Annotated in this window: 23 protein-coding genes and 2 tRNA genes; 22 read left to right on the forward strand and 3 right to left on the reverse strand. The window is 32.2% G+C overall.

The features are described from left to right. The first annotated feature begins 54 nt into the window (after positions 1-54). The gene (gene yidC / locus JVV30_RS09585) at positions 55-930 is read left to right on the forward strand and encodes a membrane protein insertase YidC (RefSeq protein WP_075109067.1); all 876 of its coding nucleotides are present in this window, start codon (positions 55-57) and stop codon (positions 928-930) included. A 74-nt stretch (positions 931-1,004) separates the two neighbouring features. Here yidC and JVV30_RS09590 read toward each other — a convergent pair whose 3' ends face one another. Then, the gene (locus JVV30_RS09590) at positions 1,005-1,649 is read right to left on the reverse strand and encodes an HD domain-containing protein (RefSeq protein ID WP_070854355.1); all 645 of its coding nucleotides are present in this window, start codon (positions 1,647-1,649) and stop codon (positions 1,005-1,007) included. 76 nt (positions 1,650-1,725) lie between these two features. Then, the gene (cls, locus tag JVV30_RS09595; protein ID WP_053031194.1) at positions 1,726-3,210 is read right to left on the reverse strand and encodes a cardiolipin synthase; all 1,485 of its coding nucleotides are present in this window, start codon (positions 3,208-3,210) and stop codon (positions 1,726-1,728) included. Positions 3,211-3,395: 185 nt separating this feature from the next. Here cls and csoR point away from each other — a divergent pair, with 185 nt between their 5' ends. From csoR to JVV30_RS09610, 3 genes are all read left to right on the forward strand, one after another. Beyond that, positions 3,396-3,689, forward strand: a complete 294-nt coding sequence (gene csoR, locus JVV30_RS09600; protein ID WP_107630149.1) for a copper-sensing transcriptional repressor CsoR — start codon at positions 3,396-3,398, stop codon at positions 3,687-3,689. Positions 3,690-3,700: 11 nt separating this feature from the next. Then, a complete protein-coding gene (csoZ, locus tag JVV30_RS09605) occupies positions 3,701-3,907 on the forward strand; it encodes a putative copper chaperone CsoZ (RefSeq protein WP_070854353.1) in 207 nt (68 codons plus the stop codon). Positions 3,908-4,014: 107 nt separating this feature from the next. Then, complete coding sequence (locus tag JVV30_RS09610; RefSeq protein ID WP_107630147.1) at positions 4,015-4,152, forward strand: Lmo0850 family protein; 138 nt, start codon at positions 4,015-4,017, stop codon at positions 4,150-4,152. 150 nt (positions 4,153-4,302) lie between these two features. On the opposite strand, the gene JVV30_RS09615 is transcribed toward JVV30_RS09610, so the two are convergent. Continuing rightward, positions 4,303-5,505 (reverse strand): FtsW/RodA/SpoVE family cell cycle protein, encoded by a 1,203-nt coding sequence (locus JVV30_RS09615; RefSeq protein ID WP_204194059.1) that lies wholly within the window; start codon positions 5,503-5,505, stop codon positions 4,303-4,305. A gap of 406 nt (positions 5,506-5,911) precedes the next feature. Here JVV30_RS09615 and JVV30_RS09620 point away from each other — a divergent pair, with 406 nt between their 5' ends. The 18 genes from JVV30_RS09620 (at position 5,912) to JVV30_RS09705 (ending at position 21,193) form a co-directional block, all read left to right on the forward strand. After that, positions 5,912-6,982, forward strand: coding sequence for a D-alanine--D-alanine ligase (locus JVV30_RS09620; RefSeq protein ID WP_070854351.1), 1,071 nt, complete (start codon positions 5,912-5,914; stop codon positions 6,980-6,982). A gap of 15 nt (positions 6,983-6,997) precedes the next feature. Continuing rightward, a complete protein-coding gene (locus JVV30_RS09625; protein ID WP_204194062.1) occupies positions 6,998-8,353 on the forward strand; it encodes a UDP-N-acetylmuramoyl-tripeptide--D-alanyl-D-alanine ligase in 1,356 nt (451 codons plus the stop codon). A 270-nt stretch (positions 8,354-8,623) separates the two neighbouring features. Further along, positions 8,624-10,135 carry a degradosome RNA helicase CshA gene (cshA, locus tag JVV30_RS09630; protein ID WP_053031206.1) on the forward strand — a complete coding sequence of 504 codons (1,512 nt, stop codon included), beginning with the start codon at positions 8,624-8,626 and terminating at the stop codon, positions 10,133-10,135. Between the two features lie 166 nt (positions 10,136-10,301). Then, positions 10,302-10,781: a PH domain-containing protein gene (locus tag JVV30_RS09635; protein WP_070854348.1), complete on the forward strand. Its 480-nt coding sequence runs from the start codon at positions 10,302-10,304 to the stop codon at positions 10,779-10,781. Continuing rightward, complete coding sequence (locus JVV30_RS09640; RefSeq protein ID WP_204194065.1) at positions 10,774-12,297, forward strand: PH domain-containing protein; 1,524 nt, start codon at positions 10,774-10,776, stop codon at positions 12,295-12,297. Before JVV30_RS09635 ends, JVV30_RS09640 begins: the two co-directional genes overlap by 8 nt. Beyond that, on the forward strand, positions 12,290-12,817 hold the full coding sequence (locus JVV30_RS09645; RefSeq protein WP_204194066.1) for a PH domain-containing protein: 528 nt from the start codon (positions 12,290-12,292) through the stop codon (positions 12,815-12,817). The genes JVV30_RS09640 and JVV30_RS09645 overlap by 8 nt, the downstream gene beginning before the upstream one ends. Before the next feature lie 9 nt (positions 12,818-12,826). After that, positions 12,827-13,186: a holo-ACP synthase gene (gene acpS, locus JVV30_RS09650; protein ID WP_070854343.1), complete on the forward strand. Its 360-nt coding sequence runs from the start codon at positions 12,827-12,829 to the stop codon at positions 13,184-13,186. A gap of 92 nt (positions 13,187-13,278) precedes the next feature. Continuing rightward, positions 13,279-14,427, forward strand: a complete 1,149-nt coding sequence (gene alr, locus JVV30_RS09655) for an alanine racemase (RefSeq protein WP_204194067.1) — start codon at positions 13,279-13,281, stop codon at positions 14,425-14,427. 86 nt (positions 14,428-14,513) lie between these two features. Beyond that, a complete protein-coding gene (mazE, locus tag JVV30_RS09660; protein WP_037538759.1) occupies positions 14,514-14,684 on the forward strand; it encodes a type II toxin-antitoxin system antitoxin MazE in 171 nt (56 codons plus the stop codon). Beyond that, on the forward strand, positions 14,681-15,046 hold the full coding sequence (locus JVV30_RS09665; RefSeq protein ID WP_053031219.1) for a type II toxin-antitoxin system PemK/MazF family toxin: 366 nt from the start codon (positions 14,681-14,683) through the stop codon (positions 15,044-15,046). Before mazE ends, JVV30_RS09665 begins: the two co-directional genes overlap by 4 nt. A 310-nt stretch (positions 15,047-15,356) precedes the next feature. Beyond that, positions 15,357-16,358: a SpoIIE family protein phosphatase gene (locus JVV30_RS09670; protein ID WP_053031221.1), complete on the forward strand. Its 1,002-nt coding sequence runs from the start codon at positions 15,357-15,359 to the stop codon at positions 16,356-16,358. A 99-nt stretch (positions 16,359-16,457) separates the two neighbouring features. Beyond that, a complete protein-coding gene (locus tag JVV30_RS09675; RefSeq protein WP_053031223.1) occupies positions 16,458-16,784 on the forward strand; it encodes an anti-sigma factor antagonist in 327 nt (108 codons plus the stop codon). 28 nt (positions 16,785-16,812) lie between these two features. Beyond that, a complete protein-coding gene (gene rsbW, locus JVV30_RS09680; RefSeq protein WP_070854366.1) occupies positions 16,813-17,265 on the forward strand; it encodes an anti-sigma B factor RsbW in 453 nt (150 codons plus the stop codon). Next, complete coding sequence (gene sigB / locus JVV30_RS09685; RefSeq protein WP_070854339.1) at positions 17,240-18,010, forward strand: RNA polymerase sigma factor SigB; 771 nt, start codon at positions 17,240-17,242, stop codon at positions 18,008-18,010. Before rsbW ends, sigB begins: the two co-directional genes overlap by 26 nt. Before the next feature lie 147 nt (positions 18,011-18,157). Then, positions 18,158-20,305, forward strand: coding sequence for a Tex family protein (locus JVV30_RS09690; RefSeq protein ID WP_070854338.1), 2,148 nt, complete (start codon positions 18,158-18,160; stop codon positions 20,303-20,305). Next, complete coding sequence (locus JVV30_RS09695) at positions 20,298-20,753, forward strand: SprT family protein (RefSeq protein ID WP_204194068.1); 456 nt, start codon at positions 20,298-20,300, stop codon at positions 20,751-20,753. The genes JVV30_RS09690 and JVV30_RS09695 overlap by 8 nt, the downstream gene beginning before the upstream one ends. A gap of 258 nt (positions 20,754-21,011) precedes the next feature. After that, positions 21,012-21,097, forward strand: a tRNA-Leu gene (locus JVV30_RS09700). 22 nt (positions 21,098-21,119) lie between these two features. Continuing rightward, positions 21,120-21,193 (forward strand) — tRNA-Gly (locus JVV30_RS09705). Positions 21,194-21,214: the final 21 nt, after the last annotated feature.

Consider the following 21,214-nt stretch of genomic DNA (forward strand, 5'->3'; position numbering starts at 1 on the left):
ACGGTTACTATGATAAAATAATCCCTATGTGAATATATCAATAGAGGTGTAAAAATGAAGAAGAAAGCGTTACTACCTTTGTTATTAGGGGTAATGGTCTTTTTAGCCGGGTGTGATTATTCAAAATCTAGTAATAGAGATGGATTTTTCTATAATACATTCGTAGAACCAATGGCTAGAGTTTTACATTGGTTAGGCCATTCAGTATTTAATGATGATTACGGTATTGCAATTATCGTATTAGTTTTAGTAATTCGTGTTATCTTGTTACCATTCATGTTATCAAACTATAAAAATAGTCATATGATGCGTGAAAAAATGAAAGTTGCTAAGCCAGAAGTTGATGGTGTGCAAGAAAAAGTTAAACGTGCACGAACTCAAGAAGAGAAAATGGCAGCAAACCAAGAAATGATGGAAGTTTATAAGAAATACGATATTAATCCAATGAAGAGTGCATTAGGCTGTTTACCAGTATTAATTCAAATGCCAGTTGTTATGGGATTATACTTCGTATTACGTTACCGTATTGGTGGCGGAATTGCAGAACATCCACACTTCTTATGGTTCAATTTAGTTCATCCTGATATTTGGATTACTATTATTGCCGGTGTGCTTTACTTTATCCAAGCTTGGGTATCAAGTAAACAAATGCCTCAAGAACAACGTCAAATGACTTACATGATGATGATTGTATCACCAATTATGATCATCTGGATTTCATTAAGTTCGGCGTCAGCTTTAGGTCTATATTGGTCTGTCAGTGCGGCATTCTTAATTGTTCAAACTTACTTCGCCAATATGTACTATGAAAAAGTTGCTCAAAGAGAAGTTGCGCCAATGATTGAAAAATTTGAGGAAAATAATGGTAACTCAAATAAAAAAGGTAAAAACACTCAAGTTGTTTCTAAGAATAATAAAAAGAAAAAGTAAATAGCTTAATCAATGCTATATCATAGAAAAGGTCGATACCCTGGAAAGAGGTATCGACCTTTTTGTTATAGCATTTAATCAATATGCCATTCTTTATAAAATTGTGTTAAAAACTGTTCCATAAATGCATGTCTTTCTTCAGCCAGTTGTCTACCAGTTTTGGTAAGCATTAATGCTTTTAATTTTAACAACTTATCATAAAAATGACGTATAGCAGAAGGGTCCAAATTTGAAATGCTATCTGTATTTGGTAGTCCACTATGTGGTGATTCTGTCCACATAGGTTCATTAAAATGGCCTGCAAATTGAAAAGTTCTTGCAATACCAATTGCACCAATAGCATCCAATCGGTCAGCATCCCTTACAATTTGTCCTTCTATTGAAAGAGCTACCTCATTATTGCGGCCATTTCTATAACTCATATGTTCAATAATATAAATGATTGATCGTTGCTGCGTAGGTGTCACTTCAATATGTTCTAAAAATGTTTTAAGTTGATTTAATGCAATTGCTTTATCTGTTAATTTATCATCGATGACATCATGTAGTAAGGCAGATAACGTGATAATTAAGTAGTCACCCTGTTGTTCGTTTTTAGCAATGATTTGCGCTAACGACGTTACACGTTCCACATGCGCAATATCGTGACCAGAATAATCGCTTATATGAAACTCTTTCATATAATTATACGCTAACTTTATTTGCTGTTGTACTTTCATGTTACGCTCCTTATTAAATTAACTTGTACGTATTTACAGTAATAATTGTAAATATGCTGACAACTATTAAAGACATTTATAAAATAGGTGAAAGTAATTGAGATATGCCTTCTTTGAATTTAATCCATAAACTTCGTTTATTATATAATTCCTCAGTAAGTTGATAAGAGACTTTCATATCCTGAATAAATGCTTCTTTCAATTGAGTTGCAATCGTCTCATCATAAACAAATGCATTCACTTCGAAATTTAGTGTGAAACTACGATTATCCATATTGGCTGTGCCTACTGATGCGATTTCATCATCAATAATTAAAGTTTTAGAATGTAAGAATCCATTATCATAATGATAAATTTTAACGCCAGCTGATAGTAGGGAAGCTGCATTTTTCAATGTAGCCCAATAAACGAAAGGATGATCCGGTTTATTAGGTATCATGATATTGACTTCCACACCACCTAAGGCTGCTATTTTAATTGCATCGATAAATGCTTGATCAGGTATAAAATAAGGTGATTGAATGTATATAGAATGTTTTGCGGAAGATATCATTTTTAAGTAACCATATTTGATTTGTTCCCAATCTTCATCAGGACCACTTGACGCAATTTGTACGCCAATTGTTCCACCTGAGTCTACATCTGGAAAATAGCTATCTTTATATTCGATTGAATCACGATTGGATTGTGAATTCCAATCCAATATAAATCTAAGTTGCAGTGCGTTAACAGAATCGCCCTCTAATCTTAAGTGGGTGTCTCGCCAATAGCCAAACTTTTTATCTTTACCCAAATATTCATCACCGACATTGAACCCTCCTACATAACCAATTTTGCCATCAATAATAACGATTTTTCTATGGTTTCGGTTATTCATACGGAGATTGATGAGGGGAAGTTTAGAGGGAAAGAATGATTCCACATGTCCACCTTTTTGACGAAAATGTTTTAAATCTTTTTTTCTTAAAGTTCTTGAACCCATATCATCGTATAACATTTTAACTTCTAAGCCTTCATCAAGTTTATCCTCAAGTGCTGAGAGAATTTGACGGCCTAGTCCATCACTTTTAAAAATGTAGTACTGAATATGTATATAGTCTTGTGCATTTTTAATATCATTAAGTAATGCATCAAATTTAGCATGACCATCCGTATATATTTTGATGCGATTATCTGTCGTTAAGAACGCAGCATTGTTAAAAAGTAACATGCGTACCATTTCTTTAAACTTAACAATTTGATGATTACCTTTTGAGAAATCGTCACTTTCTAACGCTTCAATTTGTTCATCCACAATCATAGCAAGGCCTTTGCGGTCTTCTTTTTTCAATTTGAAAATGCGATTGCGCTGAATTTGGCGTCCTAATAGTAAATACAATATAAATCCAATGATTGGTAAAAATACTAAAACGAGGAGCCAAGCCCATATAGAGCCAGCACTGCGACGTTCCATAAAGATAATAACAAATGCAAAAATTAAGTTTAATATAAAGGCAGCAATTAATATGATATTAATAATCAATGAGGAATGCGTGAAAGACATTGAATATATTTCTACCATAGTACGCCTCCTGTTCAATAGTTTAATTCTTGCAATAATAAGACAAGTTTTTACTTTCTTAAAGTTAATTGTATCATGGCATTTACCAAATAGCATGACCCTTTTTCATGAAATAAGTTACAGTGTTTGACGAATAGTAAGGTAAATTATACGATATGATAGTACGTATAGAAAGGGTGACGACCTTGGAAAATCATGATAATGCACATCATTCTGATCAAATTAAATTAAATTTAAAATCGAGACTTAATCGTATTGAAGGGCAAGTTAGAGCAATCAATCGTATGATTGAAGAAGATGTCTACTGTGATGACGTGTTAACCCAAATTAGAGCTACAAGATCTGCTTTGAATAGTGTTGCCACTAAATTGTTAGATCATCACATGAAAAGCTGTATTATGGACAAAGTGAATAATGGGGCTCAAGAAGAAGCGATGGAAGAACTATTAGTAACGTTTCAGAAATTAATGAAAGATTAGGAGTAAATGAAATGAATTATAGTGAGATTAAATTGAGTGGTTTGCAAACGGAAGACCAAGTCAATGCACTTCATCATAGACTAGAAAATATGATTGGTGTAAGTAAAGTAAGTGTTGAGCTAGATAAACAATTGGTCACAATATCTTATGAAACACCAGCGAATTTAAATAGTATTGAAAAAGAAATTTATGATGATGGATTTAAGGTTTTAGGCTAATCAATGAAATTAATTTTATAAAATGTCAATTTTATGTTGAATTCATGTAGTAAAACATTGTTAATTGGGGTAGTATAACCTTGAAGTCATAAAACGAGGTGAAAGCCATGAGTCAATCGGATAAATTACAAAATGTTGTTAAACTACTATCATCACTAGGTGTGAATATTAAAAAAACTAAATCTCGTTTGGACATAATGAATACATTGCCAGCAACTACGCCTGTGCGTCAAGAACTTAAATAGTTTGCTAGCAATTAATAAAAATGTAGCCTGTGACATCAATCAATGTCACAGGCTACATTTTTTATATTGTAGTTAATCTAATTGCGGGATTAGATCCCACATTAAAATTACGAAAGTGATTTTACAGTCAAAGCTAGGTGCAACAAAATATTATTTCTGTACTACTTCTTTTTTATTAGGAGTAGTTTGTCTTTGGTGGAAATGAATAGATAATACGACACCTATACCAACCATTAGACTCCAAAGTGAACTACCACCATAACTAATAAATGGTAATGGTATACCAGTAATTGGTAGTAATTGGATTGTCATTCCTATATTTTGGAATATATGGAAAACGAGTAAAGAAACGTAACCAATGATAAATATTTTACTAAATGGTGATTCAACTTTGGTAGCAAGGCGAATTAAATGGAAAATCAATGCTAAAAAGATAAGTAATAAAACGACAGCACCTATAAATCCCATTTCTTCTCCGACTACTGAAAATATAAAGTCGGTATGGTTCTCAGGGATATAAACTTCACCATGATTAAACCCTTTACCCAAGAGTTGGCCAGAACCAATTGCTTTTAACGATTCTGTTAAATGATAACCGTCGCCTGCACTATAAGAATAGGGATCTAACCACGAATTAATACGGCCCATTTGATACATTTTAACGCCGAGAAGCCCTTCAATTAATGACGGTTTGTAGATAACTGCTAAAATAATCGTTCCACCTATAACAAATGCGGCTATAAATAATGGGGCTAATATTCTCCATGTAATGCCACTTATTAACATAATCCCAATAATAATTGCACATATCACAAGGGTTGTACCTAGGTCATTTTGCAATAGGATTAATGCCATTGGAATAATTGAGATGCCAATGATTTTAAAGAATAAAACTAAATCAGTTTGAAAAGATTTATTAAAAGTAAAGCGATTATGATTAGAAACACTCTTTGCTAATGCAAGAATTAAGATAACTTTCATAAATTCTGAAGGCTGTATACTTATTGGTCCAAAGGAATACCAACTTTTAGCACCGTTAATAATTGGTGTGATTGATGTTTCTGGTAAAATCAATAAACCAACAAGCAATATGCAAAAGATAAAGTATAGAATATATGTATTATTTTTAATCTTTTTAGGTGAAATAAGCATAATGATGAGCGCAATAATAGCACCCAATATATAGTAGATAATTTGGCGAATACTAAAGTTTGCACTATATTGGCCGCCACCCATAGCTGAGCTAATCGTAGTAACACTAATTATAGCTAATATTGTTAATAATGCTACGAGTATCCAGTCTATTTTACGTAGCCAATGCTTAGATGGCTGTTGACGGGATGAATATTTCATGAGAAAACTCCTTAAACTCTTATAATCTAACGAATAATATTATATACAAATTTTACATGACTTTAAGTTAATTTGCTAGAAAATAACAGAGTGAATGTGTAAAAGAAAAATATACATCGCTTAATTGAGTTTAATTCTTATGCGATAATAAAAGATATTCATCACATAATCACATTTATATTTAAGTTGATAAATGCAAAATTGCTTTAGACTGTGATAATATTGATTTTTAGAAAGCATAGTTTAACCTAAATAAATTTCATAAAATATTGATAGTTAACTAAAAAGAAAAATTAAAAATGAGTTGAAAGAGATAAAAGTATTTGTGGGAAGTTGAAATATCAAATTGAGATATAACTTTATACAAATGCGCGAGTTATGATCTTTCTTAATGGAGGAACTACTTATGGTAAAAGAAAACATTTGTATCGTATATGGTGGTAAAAGTGCTGAACATGATGTTTCGAAATTAACTGCGCAAAATGTTCTTAACGCAATTGATAAAGAAAAATATTTAGTCGATATCATTTATATAACGAATGATGGATTATGGAAGAAAAAAGATAATATTACTGAAGAGATTAAATCAATTGAATCACTTAATATGGCCGATGTAGAAGCAGGTGAGATCACAACTTTATTGAAAGAAAGTAGTGACGGTCAACCTTATGATGCGGTATTCCCATTACTCCATGGTCCTAATGGTGAGGACGGTACGATTCAAGGGTTGTTTGAAGTTCTGGATTTACCATACGTCGGTAATGGTGTATTATCAGCATCAAGTTCAATGGATAAACTTGTTATGAAACAATTATTTGAACATAGAGGGTTACCACAATTACCTTACATTAGTTTCTTAAGAAGTGAATATGAAAAATATGAAGGTAATATTATCAAACTTGTTAAAGATAAACTTACATATCCTGTATTCGTAAAACCAGCGAACCTAGGTTCAAGCGTCGGTATCAGTAAATGTAACAATGAAGATGAATTAAAAGCGGGTATCGAGGAAGCTTTCCAATTTGACCGTAAGCTTGTTATTGAACAAGGTATTAATGCACGTGAAGTTGAAGTGGCTGTATTAGGTAATGATTATCCTGAAACAACATGGCCAGGCGAAGTCATTAAAGATGTTGCGTTTTATGATTACAAATCAAAATATAAAGACGGTAAGATTAGTTTACAAATCCCAGCAGAACTTGATGAAGAAGTACAAATGACTTTAAGAAATATGGCATTAGAAGCATTTAAAGCTACAGATTGTTCTGGTCTAGTACGTGCGGATTTCTTCGTTACTGAAGATAATCAAATTTTCATTAATGAAACGAATGCGATGCCTGGATTTACAGCATTTAGTATGTATCCAAGCTTATGGGAGAATATGGGACTATCCTATTCTGATTTAATTACTAAACTAATTGATTTAGCTAAAGAACGTCACGAGGATAAAAAGAAAAATAAATACACAATCGACTAAGAGGGGAATTCATAAATGATAGAAGTTTCACTAAAGCAAATTCAGGAATGGATACCTTGTGAGATAGAAACAGAATATTTACAACATACAATCAAAGGTGTAACGATTGATTCACGTGCAATCACACACGATATGCTATTTATCCCTTTTAAAGGTGAAAATGTAGATGGCCATCAATTTGTTTCACAAGCGTTAATTGATGGTGCCGGTGCATCTTTCTATGAAAAGGGCCATGACATCGATGATCATGTGAACGGACCAATTATTTGGGTAGACGATACGTTAGTTGCGTTACAGCAATTAGCCAAAGCCTATTTAAAATATGTGAATCCTAAAGTTATAGGTGTGACAGGCTCCAATGGTAAAACAACGACGAAAGATATGATTGAAAGTGTCTTACACACTGAGTTTAAAGTTAAAAAAACACAAGGTAACTACAACAATGAGATAGGCTTACCATTAACGATTTTAGAACTTGATCCAGATACTGAGATATCAATTTTAGAAATGGGTATGTCTGGATTCCATGAAATCGAATTATTATCGACGATTGCTGAGCCTGACATTGCCGTTATTACGAATATTGGTGAGTCACATATGCAAGATTTGGGCTCACGTGAAGGTATTGCTCAAGCTAAATCGGAAATAACAATTGGACTTAAAGAAGGTGGGACGTTCATTTATGACGGTGACGAACCATTACTCGAACCACATGTTAAAGATGTTAAGCATGCTAAATGCCTAAGTATCGGTTTGAAACCGAATAATGCTTTAGTTTGTGAAGTAGAGCAGAGTGAAAATGATGGTATTGCTTTTAATATTAATGGTAATGAACATTATAAATTGCCTATTCTAGGCATTCATAATATGAAAAATGCAGCTATCGCCATTGCTATTGGCCATGAATTAGGATTGGAATATGATACGATTCAACATAATATTCATCATGTTCAACTTACAAGTATGCGCATGGAACGCCATATTACTGATAATGACATAACTATAATTAATGATGCGTATAACGCAAGTCCTACTAGTATGAAAGCAGCTATAGATACATTAAGCCAAATGGATGGCCGTAAAATAATTGTACTTGCTGATTCACTTGAATTAGGAGAAAATAGCCGTCAAATGCATGAAGATGTCGGCGCTTATTTAGAAGGCAAAAATATCCAAACGCTATTAACATATGGTAATGATGCCAAATATATAAGTGATATAGGTGGTCAATTTGTTGATCATGTTCAATATTTCACAGATAAACAAGCACTAACGCAATATTTAATGGATAATTTAGTTGCTAATGACAAAGTTCTAGTAAAGGGCTCACGTGGCAATAAGCTCGAAGAAGTAGTAAATAAATTGATTTAATTATTTTCAAGGTTGCTATTAAGATTAGGCAAGTCACTTAAAAGGAATATAAATCCTTTAGTGACTTGTTTTTTTACTTTAAAAGCTAAAAAAAGTGTAAAAAATGTAAACGCTATTATGTCTTAAATCTTGGGAAAACGAACCTATCACTAGAATTGCTTTATTGCGATATATAATTTTAGGTGGTACTATATAGAAGTTGACGTAATAAGAGGACCTTATATACACAAACGTATATTGATAAATAAGAAAGTTAAAAGGAGAATTATATTGCAAAATTTTAAAGAACTAGGGATTTCGGATAAAACTGTAGAAACCCTTGAAGCAATGGGTTTTAAGGAACCTACACCTATCCAAAAAGATAGTATCCCTTATACATTAGAAGGAAGAGACATCCTTGGACAAGCGCAAACTGGGACAGGTAAAACTGGAGCGTTCGGGATTCCTTTAATAGAAAAAGTTGTGGGTCAATCAGGTGTACAAGCCTTAATATTAGCACCTACAAGAGAACTAGCTATGCAAGTAGCTGAACAATTAAGAGAATTTAGTCGTGGTCAAAATGTACAAGTTGTAACCGTATTTGGTGGTATGCCAATCGACCGTCAAATTAAAGCCTTAAAAAGAGGACCACAAATTGTTGTAGGTACACCAGGACGTGTTATTGATCACTTAAATAGACGTACATTAAAAACAAATGGTATTCATACATTAATTTTGGATGAAGCGGATGAAATGATGAACATGGGATTCATCGATGATATGAGATTCATTATGGATAAAATTCCTTCTGAGCAAAGACAAACCATGTTATTCTCAGCAACGATGCCTAAAGCAATTCAAACATTAGTACAACAATTTATGAAATCTCCTCAAATCGTTAAAACAATGAATAACGAAATGTCAGATCCTCAAATTGATGAATATTATACAATTGTTAAAGAACTTGAAAAATTCGATACATTCACTAATTTCTTAGATGTACATCAACCAGAGTTAGCTATAGTATTTGGTAGAACGAAACGTCGTGTTGATGAATTAACAAGTGCGTTATTATCAAAAGGTTATAAAGCAGAAGGTTTACACGGTGATATTACACAAGCTAAACGTTTAGAAGTATTAAAGAAATTTAAAAATGACCAAATTGATATCTTAGTAGCCACAGATGTTGCTGCACGTGGATTAGATATTTCAGGTGTAAGTCATGTATATAACTTTGACATTCCTCAAGATACGGAAAGCTATACACATAGAATTGGTCGTACTGGTCGTGCTGGTAAAGAAGGTATCGCAGTTACATTTGTTAACCCTATTGAAATGGATTATATCCGTCAAATAGAAGATGCAAATGGAAGACGAATGAATGCGTTAAGACCGCCACACCGTAAAGAAGTATTAAAAGCGCGTGAAGATGACATCAAAGATAAAGTTAAAAATTGGATGTCACGTGAAAGTGAAGCGCGCTTGAAACGTATCTCAAGTGAGTTATTAGAAGAATATGATAGTACAGAATTAGTTGCATCATTACTACAAGAACTAGTTGAAGCGAATGATGAAGTTGAAGTACAATTAACATTTGAAAAACCATTAGCACGTAAAAATCGCCAAGGTAAAGGTAATGGATCACGCCGTGGTGGAAAACGTAATAATAAATTTGATAATAAAAACAAACGTTCTAAAGGTAACTTTAATAAGAAAAAAGGCAAAAAGCCAGATCGTCGCGAAAGACAAGATAAAGGTCGATCTACAATGAAAGGCCGAACTTTTGCAGATTTACAAAAATAAAATGAATCAATATTAATTTTATGATTAAACCATCTCATGCTTTTGAGGTGGTTTTTTAATTCGATACAAGCCTAAAAATAAATGAACCTTACTGCATCTTCGCTATAGGAGCGTAAGCATCATATCGAATATGATATAATAAAGTAAAATTGCAAAGGAGTATATTATGAAGGTAGAACGATCATTTCATAAAAGTCCTAAAAATGCACTGAAATACCACTGGATTAATAGTGGTATCTTATTTTTAATAGAACTAATTATCATTGCTGCACTATTTTTAATGTGGCAATATTTTAATTGGTACCACTTTATTGTCTACATACTTATCTTCTTAGTCTTCATTTCGATTATTCGTTTACTATTACAACCGATAATTAAGTATAAATATCGTTATTATAGGGTTGATAATAGAAATGTCGAAGTTAAAAAAACTTTTATTTTTAAAAAACACCAAATAACTAAAATTGAACGTCTACAATTTTTAGAAATTAAAAGTAACCCTATTTTAAAATTATTAAAATTAAATGTTTTAATTTTTGTAACTGCGGGGCATGAACTGAAGTTACCCATTGTCTCAGAAGAAGAAATGAATGAATTATCAGAAGATATTTTTATAGCATTGCGAGGTGCTGATTCAGATGTTTAATCCCCAAAAATTGCATCCTATTTCATACATAACAGGGATAATAGATGTGATTAAACAAAACATTTTTACATTTATCGTATTTGTTGGTTTTAATATTTGGAATTTTGATTTTACAGAAATTCGACATTATATTGGTCCATCCATCTTTTTATTCATCTTTATCTTAACGTTTATACATCGATTTTTAGAAATTAAAGTTACAAGATATTGGATTGAAGATGATCAATTTATTGTTACTTCTGGCTGGTTAAATAAAAAAAGAAAAGAACTAAATTTAAGCAGAATTCAGTCATTAGATACAACACAAGGTTTGATTAATCAAATCGTTGGGGGTGTTCGTTTACAAATCAAAACACCAAGTGATGGCATTGAATTGTCAACAATAACTAAGAAACAAAGTGATTTAATTGAACAAACTATTCGTTCTAGACAAAAAGAATTAAATAATGATGCACTGGAATACACTATTAATGATGCTACAGGTGATAATGAACTAAATACTGAGCAATTAAATGCATCGACGAGTTCAACAAAGCGTAATTCAGAGCATGTGTTTAAAATGTCCTTTAGTTCATTATTACTAATGGCTATGACGAGTGGTGCAATTGGAGTGGCTTTTGCTACAGTTTCGCCAATAGTAGGTGCATTTCAAAATGTGATACCTTGGGATAAATGGACGTCTAATCTATGGCATTGGGTGAATTCTGTACTTATAATTGTGCTGTTTATTGTTGCATCTATTTTAATCATTAGTTATGTGTTTGGAACTATAATCACGATTATTCGTTACTATAACTACAAAGTTGTCCAACAGGGTAATCATCTTAAGATTAGTTATGGTCTTTTTAATGTGAAAAATCTAACAGTGCCAACAGATCGGCTACAAGCAGTATTAGAGAAACAATCTTTCTTAAGAAAAATCTTTGGATACACCTCTATACACTTTATTATCACGAGTGATATGGATATCGAGTCTAATGATGATGCAAGTAATAATGGTAAAATTATGATATTACCATTTATAAAACAAAAAGAAGCATATGAAATTATTGGAGAGCTTGTGCCTGAAATGAAGTTTAATAAGGTTCAAAACATTATGCCGTGGAATGGATTTCATCGTCACTTTTTCATACCGAGTATAATTGTTTTAATTATCGCTAGTATTGGAACTTATTTTTGGAGTGCATGGAGCTTTTTCATCGTTTTAACTATCATTATTGTGATGATGGCACATGCATATATCTACGTTAAAAATGCTGGCCTAGTGATAGAAAATGATGAAATTACTTTGAAACGAGTGAGTACGTTTGGTTTTCAAACATATTATTTCAAAACAAATAAAATTATAGGTATAGAGACGAGCCAACATCCTCTGCTTGAAAGAAGTCATTTAGCTAATATTTACTTCTTTGTTGCTAAGGGTTCAATATTTGAATTTATGGAATTAAAGTTTATAAAAGAAGAAACTTCGCAACGCTATGTTGATGCGTATTTAAGAGGTGAGTACGATGACTAATTATAATTACATGGATAAAAATGGCCTTAAAGTGATGAGGATTGCTTCAATGATTGCTAGTATTATTTTTACAATTATTGTGGTTGTAGCAAGTGTATTATGTGATTTATACATTGAAGCATTGCATCGCCCATTGATTGTAAGTGTTGCGATAGGACTTATAATTTTATGTTGTGTTGTTTTTATATTTCTAACACCATTTTTAAAATATAAGAATTTTCGTTATTATTATTCGAACAATGAAATTTATATAAGACAAGGTATTATTTTTATCAACACTAAAATCATTCCTTTTTATCGAATTCAGAATATCGATATTGAGGAAGGGTTTCTAATGAGAAAATATCAATTAGCAACATTACATTTATCGACTGCCGGGGGTATTTCTCAAATAGACTTGATTACAAAAACAGACGCAATAAATCTTAAACAAATGATACAAAATAAGAAAACTATACAGCAAAATGATATTAATGAAATGACTACAACAATAGATCGTTCAAATCTACCTAGTGAGTGAGGGCTTAGCATGATATATGGAATAGGTATTGATTTAATAGAAATTGAAAGAATTAAGAATGCTTTCGAGAAACAAACAGACAAGTTAGTCAAAAGAATTTTAACTCAAGAAGAAGAACAAAAGTTCCATTCATTTAAAAGTGAAAAGAGAAAACTAGAGTTTCTTTCAGGTCGCTTCGCAACGAAAGAAGCGTTCAGTAAGGCATTAGGAACTGGTTTAGGAAAAACAGTGGCCTTTAAAGATATTAATTGTTATAACGATAGCAATGGGAAACCATGTATTGATTACGAAGACTTTATCGTACATGTATCTATTACACACACTGAGCATTATGCGATGAGTCAGGTTTTATTAGAAAAGAGAGATTAACAGTATTATAATGTAAATAATTTCTACCTCGCCAATTGCACGAGATAAATCAACTACTACATGGTATTTAATAGTAAAGAGGAGGACTACTTATGTCAGATAAATTCTATAGATCAACCTACTTAAATGTAGATTTATCAGCAATTTTAAATAATTATAATGCTTTCGAATCGTTGCATAACAATAAAACGGTGATACCAGTCGTAAAAGCAAATAGCTATGGTTTAGGAAGCGTCAAGATAGCACAACATTTAATGAAAAACGGTGCTGAGTTTTTTGCAGTTGCCACTCTTGACGAAGCGATTGAATTACGAATGCATGGTGTAAATGCGCAAATACTTATTTTAGGCGTTATACCACTTGAAGATATAAACAAAGCAATTCAACATAGAGTTGCATTGACTGTACCATCACTACAATGGCTTCAACATGCAATTGATTTAATTAGTGATGATAATGAAAAGAATCTCTGGCTACATGTAAAATTAGACACAGGGATGGGTAGACTTGGAATGAAATCATTAGAAGAATACAAAGAAGTTATCCGTCTAATTCATAGCCAACCGCATTTAATATTCGAAGGCGTATATACGCACTTCGCTAATGCAGATGAACCGGGCGATTCTATGGATCAACAATATGAACAATTTGAGCAAATAGTCACGCAAGCTGAAAAGCCAAAATATATCCATGCACAAAACTCAGCAGGTTCTTTATTAAGACATTATGAACTATGTAACGCCATTAGATTAGGTATCTCATTATATGGCTACTATCCGTCAGGGTATGTTAAAGAAACAGTTACTACTCAATTGCAACCAAGTACGCAATTAAAAACACAAGTAGTCCAAACTAAATATTTAAAACCAGGTGAATCTGTCAGTTATGGAAGCACCTATACAGCAACTGACAACATGAAGATTGCGATTCTCCCTATTGGTTATGCAGATGGTTACCTACGTTCAATGCAAGGTGCACATGTAAGTGTAAACGGTCATCAATGCGAAGTCATCGGCCGTGTATGTATGGATCAAATGATTATACATGTGCCTGAAAATGTGCAAGAAGGCGATACTGTGACACTTATAGATAACTCAAGTGATTCCCCACAATCAGTGGAAGCTTTAGCACAAAAGCAACACACGATTAGTTATGAAGTGCTATGCAATTTAGGTCGACGTTTACCTAGAATCTACGAAGTTGATGACGAGATGCATGTAACTAATGAATTATTAAAATAGTATAGTCACTTGATACAAAATTTGTTATTATAAAAATAAATTAAAGTTTATAATGTTGTATTTGGTATCAATTGGAGGTTCATATTATGCTTACTTTTAATCAAAATAGAAGTCACAGTCTTGAACAATCTTTAAAAGAGGGCTATGCTCAGATGGCCGAATTAAATCTCTCCCTAGCGACAGAAGCTTTTCCATTAGAATGTGAAGCTTGTGATTGCAATGAAACGTACATTATTTCTAATTATAAGAGTGAATGATTAGAAGAGGCGATGTATATTTAGCTGATTTGTCACCAGTACAGGGTTCAGAACAAGGGGGAGTCAGACCTGTAGTTATCATTCAAAATGATACTGGCAACAAATATAGTCCTACCGTAATCGTCGCTGCGATTACGGGAAGGATTAATAAAGCGAAAATACCAACACATGTTGAAATTGAGAAAAAGAAATATAGACTTGATAAGGATTCAGTTATCCTTCTAGAGCAAATTCGCACACTAGATAAAAAGCGATTAAAAGAAAAATTAACGTACTTATCTGAAGAGAAAATGCAAGAAGTAGATGATGCCTTAGATATTAGTTTAGGATTACATGATGAAGTTAAATCCCAAAATTCTTAACTAAATTCATGTATAATCCAAATGTATTTCATATTAACTATTAAAGACAAAATTTTTAATATCAGTTGTTCAAATATTTAATTATTTGATTTCAAAGTACTTAATACATATGCATTATGAAAGAAGATAAGTACGAAAATGATTGAAAGGTCTTTAGTTGTTGACTTTAGGTAATACCTAAAGTCTTTTTTAAATAGAGAGTTTATTATTTAATATTATGTCATTAGCATTAGTAAATTTTATTAATATATATTAAATACATATAAATAAGTCATAAGCGATCCATTTATTGAGATAAGGAGGCAGATTCGTGGAAGAATTTAAAAAGCATTATAAGCAACTTATAGATGAAAGTTTAGTTACGAAAAATAAACAACAATTTCTAATAAAATGTAATGACTTTACAGATGAAGTCATAAAAAAAGATATTCTACCTGAAGATATTGTGAATATACACAAATCATATGTAACCTCCTTGAATTTAGAAAAAGAACAAATTTTGAATACATTAGATGTTTTGCAAGAAGTAGTCAAAGGATTTGGCTATAGCTATCGAGACTACCAAAAGTTAGTTGATAAAATGCAATTCCACGATAAAGAAATTGACTTAGCTTCAAGGCTTCAACAAACCATGTTGAAAACGGATATTCCTCAATTTGATAGTATTCAAATCGGTGTGATTTCTGTCGCTGCACAGAAAGTAAGTGGCGATTATTTTAATTTAATTGACCATCGAGATGGAACGATGAGTTTTGCGGTTGCCGATGTCATAGGTAAAGGTATCCCTGCTGCACTAGCAATGAGTATGATTAAGTTCGGAATGGACTCTTATGGCCACTCTCAATTGCCAAGTGATGGTTTAAAGCGTCTCAATCGAGTTGTTGAAAAAAACGTAAATCAAAATATGTTTGTAACTATGTTTTATGGACTCTATGAAGAAATGAACCATTTATTATATTGTAGTTCTGCTGGACACGAGCCGGGATACATATATCGAGCGGAAACTGAAACGTTCGAAGAAATTGACGTTAGAGGTAGAGTACTAGGTGTAAGTCAGCACACTAGATATAATCAACAAGAAATCCCAATCTACTTAGATGATTTAGTTATAATATTTACAGATGGTGTGACAGAAGCAAGATATACTGATGGTGAATTTATCGCTAAAAAGACATTGTTAAACCTTATTCGAAAATATAAGCATATGCATCCACAAGATATCGTACAAATACTTTATGAAGCTATATTAAAAATTCAAAATCCTAACAAACGTGACGATATGACTATATTGATTATAAAACGTGTAAATTAAATATTAAATTTATTGATTATATAAATCTAACTATGGGTATACTTACTAGAGTATACATAATTGGTAGTAACAAAAGACTAAAATGGGAGTGTAAGAACTATGAACCTTAACATTGAAACGGTAACACATGATGACTATTATGAAGTCATTGTTGCTGGTGAATTAGATGTATATACTGTACCTGAATTGGAAGAAGTATTAATGCCAATGAGACAAGAAGGTACACATGATATTCACGTTAATGTAACAAATGTTAGTTATATGGATTCTACAGGATTAGGATTATTTGTAGGAACATTAAAAGCATTGAACCAAAATGATAAAGAGTTATATATCTTAGGCGTATCAGATAGAATCGGAAGATTATTTGATATTACTGGTCTTAAAGACTTAATGCATGTCAATGAAGGAACGGAGGTAGAATAACTTGCCAATTAAAAATGATTATATCGAGATGAAATTGCCTGCCTCTGCCGAATATGTAAGTCTAATTCGCTTAACGTTATCAGGCGTATTTTCAAGAGCAGGCGCATCTTATGACGATATCGAAGATTCTAAAATTGCAGTAAGTGAAGCCGTTACTAACGCAGTTAAACATGCTTATAAAAATAAAGATACAAATGGTATGATTAATTTATGTTTCGAGTTATTTGATGATAAAATAAAAATTATTATCTCAGATCAAGGCGAAAGTTTTGATTATGAGACAACGAAATCACAATTAGGACCTTACGATGAGAATGAAAATATCGATTTCTTACGTGAAGGCGGACTTGGTTTATTCTTAATTGAATCCTTAATGGATGAAGTGAAAGTCTTTAAAGAATCTGGTGTAACAATCAGTATGATTAAGTATATAAAAAAAGAGCAGGTGCCAAATAATGACGAAAGAGTCGAAATCAGTTAATGATGTATCACCTGAACAAATTAACCAATGGATTAAAGAACATCAAGATAACGCTAATACAGAAGCTCAAGATAGATTAGTCAATCATTACCGTAAACTAATTGAATCGTTGGCTTATAAGTATTCAAAAGGACAATCACATCACGAAGATTTAGTTCAAGTTGGTATGGTTGGTTTAATAGGTGCTATTAACAGATTTGACCTGTCTTTTGATCGCAAATTTGAAGCATTCTTAGTACCGACCGTTATTGGTGAGATTAAGAGATATTTAAGAGATAAAACTTGGAGTGTTCATGTTCCAAGAAGAATAAAAGAAATCGGCCCACGTATAAAAAAAGTAAGTGATGAATTAACGAATGAATTAGAACGTTCCCCATCAATCGCAGAAATTGCTGATCGTTTGGAAGTTTCTGAAGAAGAAGTACTTGAAGCTATGGAAATGGGACAAAGTTATAATGCACTTAGCGTGGATCACTCGATTGAAGCAGATAAAGATGGTTCAACAGTGACTTTATTAGATATAATGGGTCAAAGAGATGACAATTATGACTTAACAGAAAAACGTATGATTCTGGAACGTATTTTGCCTATTCTTTCAGATAGAGAAAGAGAAATCATTCAATGTACATTTATTGAAGGGCTAAGCCAGAAAGAAACTGGTGAACGCATTGGTTTAAGTCAAATGCATGTGTCTCGATTGCAAAGAACTGCAATCAAGAAATTACAGCAAGCTGCTAAACAGTAAAATAGTAATAGAAACTGAGGTATCGTCATGCCTCAGTTTTTTTATATTGATATGAATAAATAAAAATAGGTACATAGTTGACTTAATAAATTAACATGAAAAATATGATAAAATTGAATAGAAAATAAGAAAAAGTGTGGTCATAAAATGAATAAAAATTTAATTGATGAAATAACAACAAAATATCAATTTTCTGAAAAACAAGTAAAATCAGTATTAAGTTTATTAGAAGACAACAATACGGTTCCCTTTATTGCAAGATATCGTAAAGAAGCAACTGGAGGATTGGATGAAGTTCAAATCAAACAGATTTCAGATGAATACCAATACGTTGCAAATTTACAAAAAAGAAAAGAAGAAGTTATACATAATATTGAACAACAAGGCTTATTAACAAATGAATTGAGAGAAGATATACTTAAACAAACTAAATTGCAACGTGTCGAAGATCTGTATAGACCTTTTAAACAAAAAAAGAAAACAAGAGCGACAGAAGCTAAAAGAAAAGGTTTAGAAAGCTTAGCTAAATGGATCTATGATGGACAGCAAGGTGACTTAAAACAAAAGGCAGAAAGTTTCATTACTGATGAGGTAACAAATATTGATGAGGCGATTCAAGGTGCATTAGATATCATTGCTGAACATGTTTCAGATAATCCTAAATATCGTAGTCGCATATTAAAAGATCTTTATAGACAAGGAAGTATTGTGACAACTAAGAAGAAGAAAGCAGAAGATGAAAAAGAAATATTTGCAATGTATTATGACTATGTAGAACCTATTAGGTATATAGCAAATCATAGAGTGCTTGCTATGAATCGTGGTGAAAAAGAAAAAATTCTATCAATCAAAATAGAATTTGATACAAAACAAGTAGCAAGTACAATTGAGAAAAGTGAAATTAAACTTCAAAATCCCCATAGAGATTATATTAAGCTAGCTATTGAGGATAGTTTAAAACGATTAATTATGCCTTCAATCGAAAGAGAAATCCGAGCAGATTTAACTAGTAAAGCTGAACAACATGCCATTGAAGTCTTTAGTGAAAACTTAAAACATTTGCTATTACAACCACCTATGAAGGGTAAGCAAATTTTAGGTGTTGACCCAGCATTTAGAACAGGTTGCAAGTTGGCAGTAATTAATCCATTTGGCACTTTTATTGATAAGAGTGTGATTTATCCACACCCACCTAAATCTAAGATAGAAGCATCAGAAAAAGAAATAGTCAGAATGATTAAAGAAAATCATGTAGAACTCATTGCTATTGGTAATGGTACAGCGAGTCGTGAAACTGAACAATTTGTTGCAAATGTTATTAAAAAGTATAACTTAGAAATTAAATTTATTATTGTCAATGAAGCGGGTGCTTCTGTTTATTCAGCATCTGAAATTGCTAGATCAGAGTTTCCTGATTTTCAAGTTGAAGAACGTAGTGCAGTATCCATCGGTAGACGTGTTCAAGACCCTTTAAGTGAATTAGTTAAAATAGATCCTAAATCAATTGGAGTTGGACAATATCAACACGATGTAAACCAAAAAGAACTTGAAAGCGCACTAACATTTGTAGTTGAAACTGCTGTTAACCAAGTGGGCGTTGATGTAAATACAGCTTCTAAATCATTATTACAATATGTATCTGGATTATCCGGTGCGATTGCTCAAAACATCATTGATTACCGTGAAGAGAATGGAGCCATTAAGCACAATAAAGAAATTAGTAAAGTGAAACGTTTAGGTGCAAAAACATTTGAACAAAGTATTGGATTCTTGCGTATTGTAGATGGTACTGAACCATTAGATAATACTTCTATTCACCCTGAAAGTTATGACGTAACGTATAAATTATTGGGTATTTTAGATTTGAATATTAAAGATTTAGGTACTGATAAACTTAAAACAGAGCTATCTAAAGTAAATGTGGATCAAGTAGCTAATCAATTAAATGTCGGAGTACCTACACTTGAAGATATAATTAAATCATTAATGGCACCTAATCGAGATCCTCGAGATGAATTCGAAACGCCAATCTTGAAGTCAGATGTATTATCAATTGAAGATTTAAAAGTAGGTATGAAATTAGGTGGCACCGTAAGAAATGTAGTGGATTTCGGAGCATTCGTTGATATAGGTGTGAAACAAGATGGCTTGGTCCATATATCAAAACTATCTAAAAAATTTGTCAAAAATCCAATGGACATCGTAAGTGTGGGAGACATAGTGGATGTGTGGATACTAGATATAGATCAAACTAAAGGCAAAGTGTCGTTAACCATGATTGATCCCCATGAATAATAATGAATTACAAACAATAGTAGAACGTATTTCAAGTCAGTTTTTTAATAGACCATTTTGTCATAAAGCTATATTTAATAACAAGCTACGCACCACTGGTGGTCGCTATATGCTAAAATCACATAATATCGAAATTAATCCCAAGCAATATCAATATTATGGGGAGAAAGCATTAATTGATATCATCAAACATGAATTGTGCCATTATCATTTACACATACTAGGAAAAGGGTATCAACATAAAAATACAGATTTTAAAGTGTTAAGTAAGCAAGTAGGTGCACCAAGGTTTTGTACGCCTATTCAAACGTATGAAGAACGCGCTAATTACGTATATCAATGTAAATCATGTGGTTGCCAATATCTAAGAATAAAAAAAGTCGATGTGAAAAAGATGAGATGCGGGAAGTGCAAGGGGAAGTTATCACTAATAAAACGCATGAATTGAAATAACTAAGCAATAACGTATTAAGATTCACCATTACAATTTAAAAAAATGGTGAATCTTAAATTTTTAATCATTTATACGTTGACATTAATCAAATAAACATGTATAGTATATATCGTTACTTTAATAAATGTATCAAACATTAATTGTTTGTAAAACTTGTTTAAAAAAATGTTAAAAAGATATTGACATTTCATTACAAAACATTTACAATAATTATTGTTCTCGATAATTAATAGTAATTATTGCGTTTTGCCAGCGGTCGTGGCGGAATGGCAGACGCGCTAGGTTGAGGGCCTAGTGGGAGAAATCCCGTGGAGGTTCAAGTCCTCTCGGCCGCACCAAATAAACTTTCTAATTAAATATGCGGGTGTAGTTTAATGGCAAAACCTCAGCCTTCCAAGCTGATGTTGTGGGTTCGATTCCCATCACCCGCTCCATTTAAATGAACATTGAAAACT

Source organism: Staphylococcus sp. GDY8P47P, from assembly GCF_016892225.1.
GTDB classification, from domain to species: domain Bacteria; phylum Bacillota; class Bacilli; order Staphylococcales; family Staphylococcaceae; genus Staphylococcus; species Staphylococcus borealis.

Excerpts from the sequence above, each read along its gene's own strand:
- JVV30_RS09665 (WP_053031219.1), top strand. The coding sequence starts at position 14,681 with ATGATTAGAAGAGGCGATGTATATTTAGCTGATTTGTCACCAGTACAG.
- alr (WP_204194067.1), top strand. The coding sequence starts at position 13,279 with ATGTCAGATAAATTCTATAGATCAACCTACTTAAATGTAGATTTATCA.
- acpS (WP_070854343.1), top strand. The coding sequence starts at position 12,827 with ATGATATATGGAATAGGTATTGATTTAATAGAAATTGAAAGAATTAAG.
- csoZ (WP_070854353.1), top strand. The coding sequence starts at position 3,701 with ATGAATTATAGTGAGATTAAATTGAGTGGTTTGCAAACGGAAGACCAA.
- JVV30_RS09695 (WP_204194068.1), top strand. The coding sequence starts at position 20,298 with ATGAATAATAATGAATTACAAACAATAGTAGAACGTATTTCAAGTCAG.
- mazE (WP_037538759.1), top strand. The coding sequence starts at position 14,514 with ATGCTTACTTTTAATCAAAATAGAAGTCACAGTCTTGAACAATCTTTA.
- JVV30_RS09645 (WP_204194066.1), top strand. The coding sequence starts at position 12,290 with ATGACTAATTATAATTACATGGATAAAAATGGCCTTAAAGTGATGAGG.
- sigB (WP_070854339.1), top strand. The coding sequence starts at position 17,240 with ATGACGAAAGAGTCGAAATCAGTTAATGATGTATCACCTGAACAAATT.
- JVV30_RS09625 (WP_204194062.1), top strand. The coding sequence starts at position 6,998 with ATGATAGAAGTTTCACTAAAGCAAATTCAGGAATGGATACCTTGTGAG.
- JVV30_RS09640 (WP_204194065.1), top strand. The coding sequence starts at position 10,774 with ATGTTTAATCCCCAAAAATTGCATCCTATTTCATACATAACAGGGATA.
- JVV30_RS09620 (WP_070854351.1), top strand. The coding sequence starts at position 5,912 with ATGGTAAAAGAAAACATTTGTATCGTATATGGTGGTAAAAGTGCTGAA.
- JVV30_RS09635 (WP_070854348.1), top strand. The coding sequence starts at position 10,302 with ATGAAGGTAGAACGATCATTTCATAAAAGTCCTAAAAATGCACTGAAA.
- JVV30_RS09610 (WP_107630147.1), top strand. The coding sequence starts at position 4,015 with ATGAGTCAATCGGATAAATTACAAAATGTTGTTAAACTACTATCATCA.
- JVV30_RS09675 (WP_053031223.1), top strand. The coding sequence starts at position 16,458 with ATGAACCTTAACATTGAAACGGTAACACATGATGACTATTATGAAGTC.
- rsbW (WP_070854366.1), top strand. The coding sequence starts at position 16,813 with ATGAAATTGCCTGCCTCTGCCGAATATGTAAGTCTAATTCGCTTAACG.
- JVV30_RS09590 (WP_070854355.1), bottom strand. The coding sequence starts at position 1,649 with ATGAAAGTACAACAGCAAATAAAGTTAGCGTATAATTATATGAAAGAG.
- cls (WP_053031194.1), bottom strand. The coding sequence starts at position 3,210 with ATGGTAGAAATATATTCAATGTCTTTCACGCATTCCTCATTGATTATT.
- JVV30_RS09690 (WP_070854338.1), top strand. The coding sequence starts at position 18,158 with ATGAATAAAAATTTAATTGATGAAATAACAACAAAATATCAATTTTCT.
- yidC (WP_075109067.1), top strand. The coding sequence starts at position 55 with ATGAAGAAGAAAGCGTTACTACCTTTGTTATTAGGGGTAATGGTCTTT.
- JVV30_RS09615 (WP_204194059.1), bottom strand. The coding sequence starts at position 5,505 with ATGAAATATTCATCCCGTCAACAGCCATCTAAGCATTGGCTACGTAAA.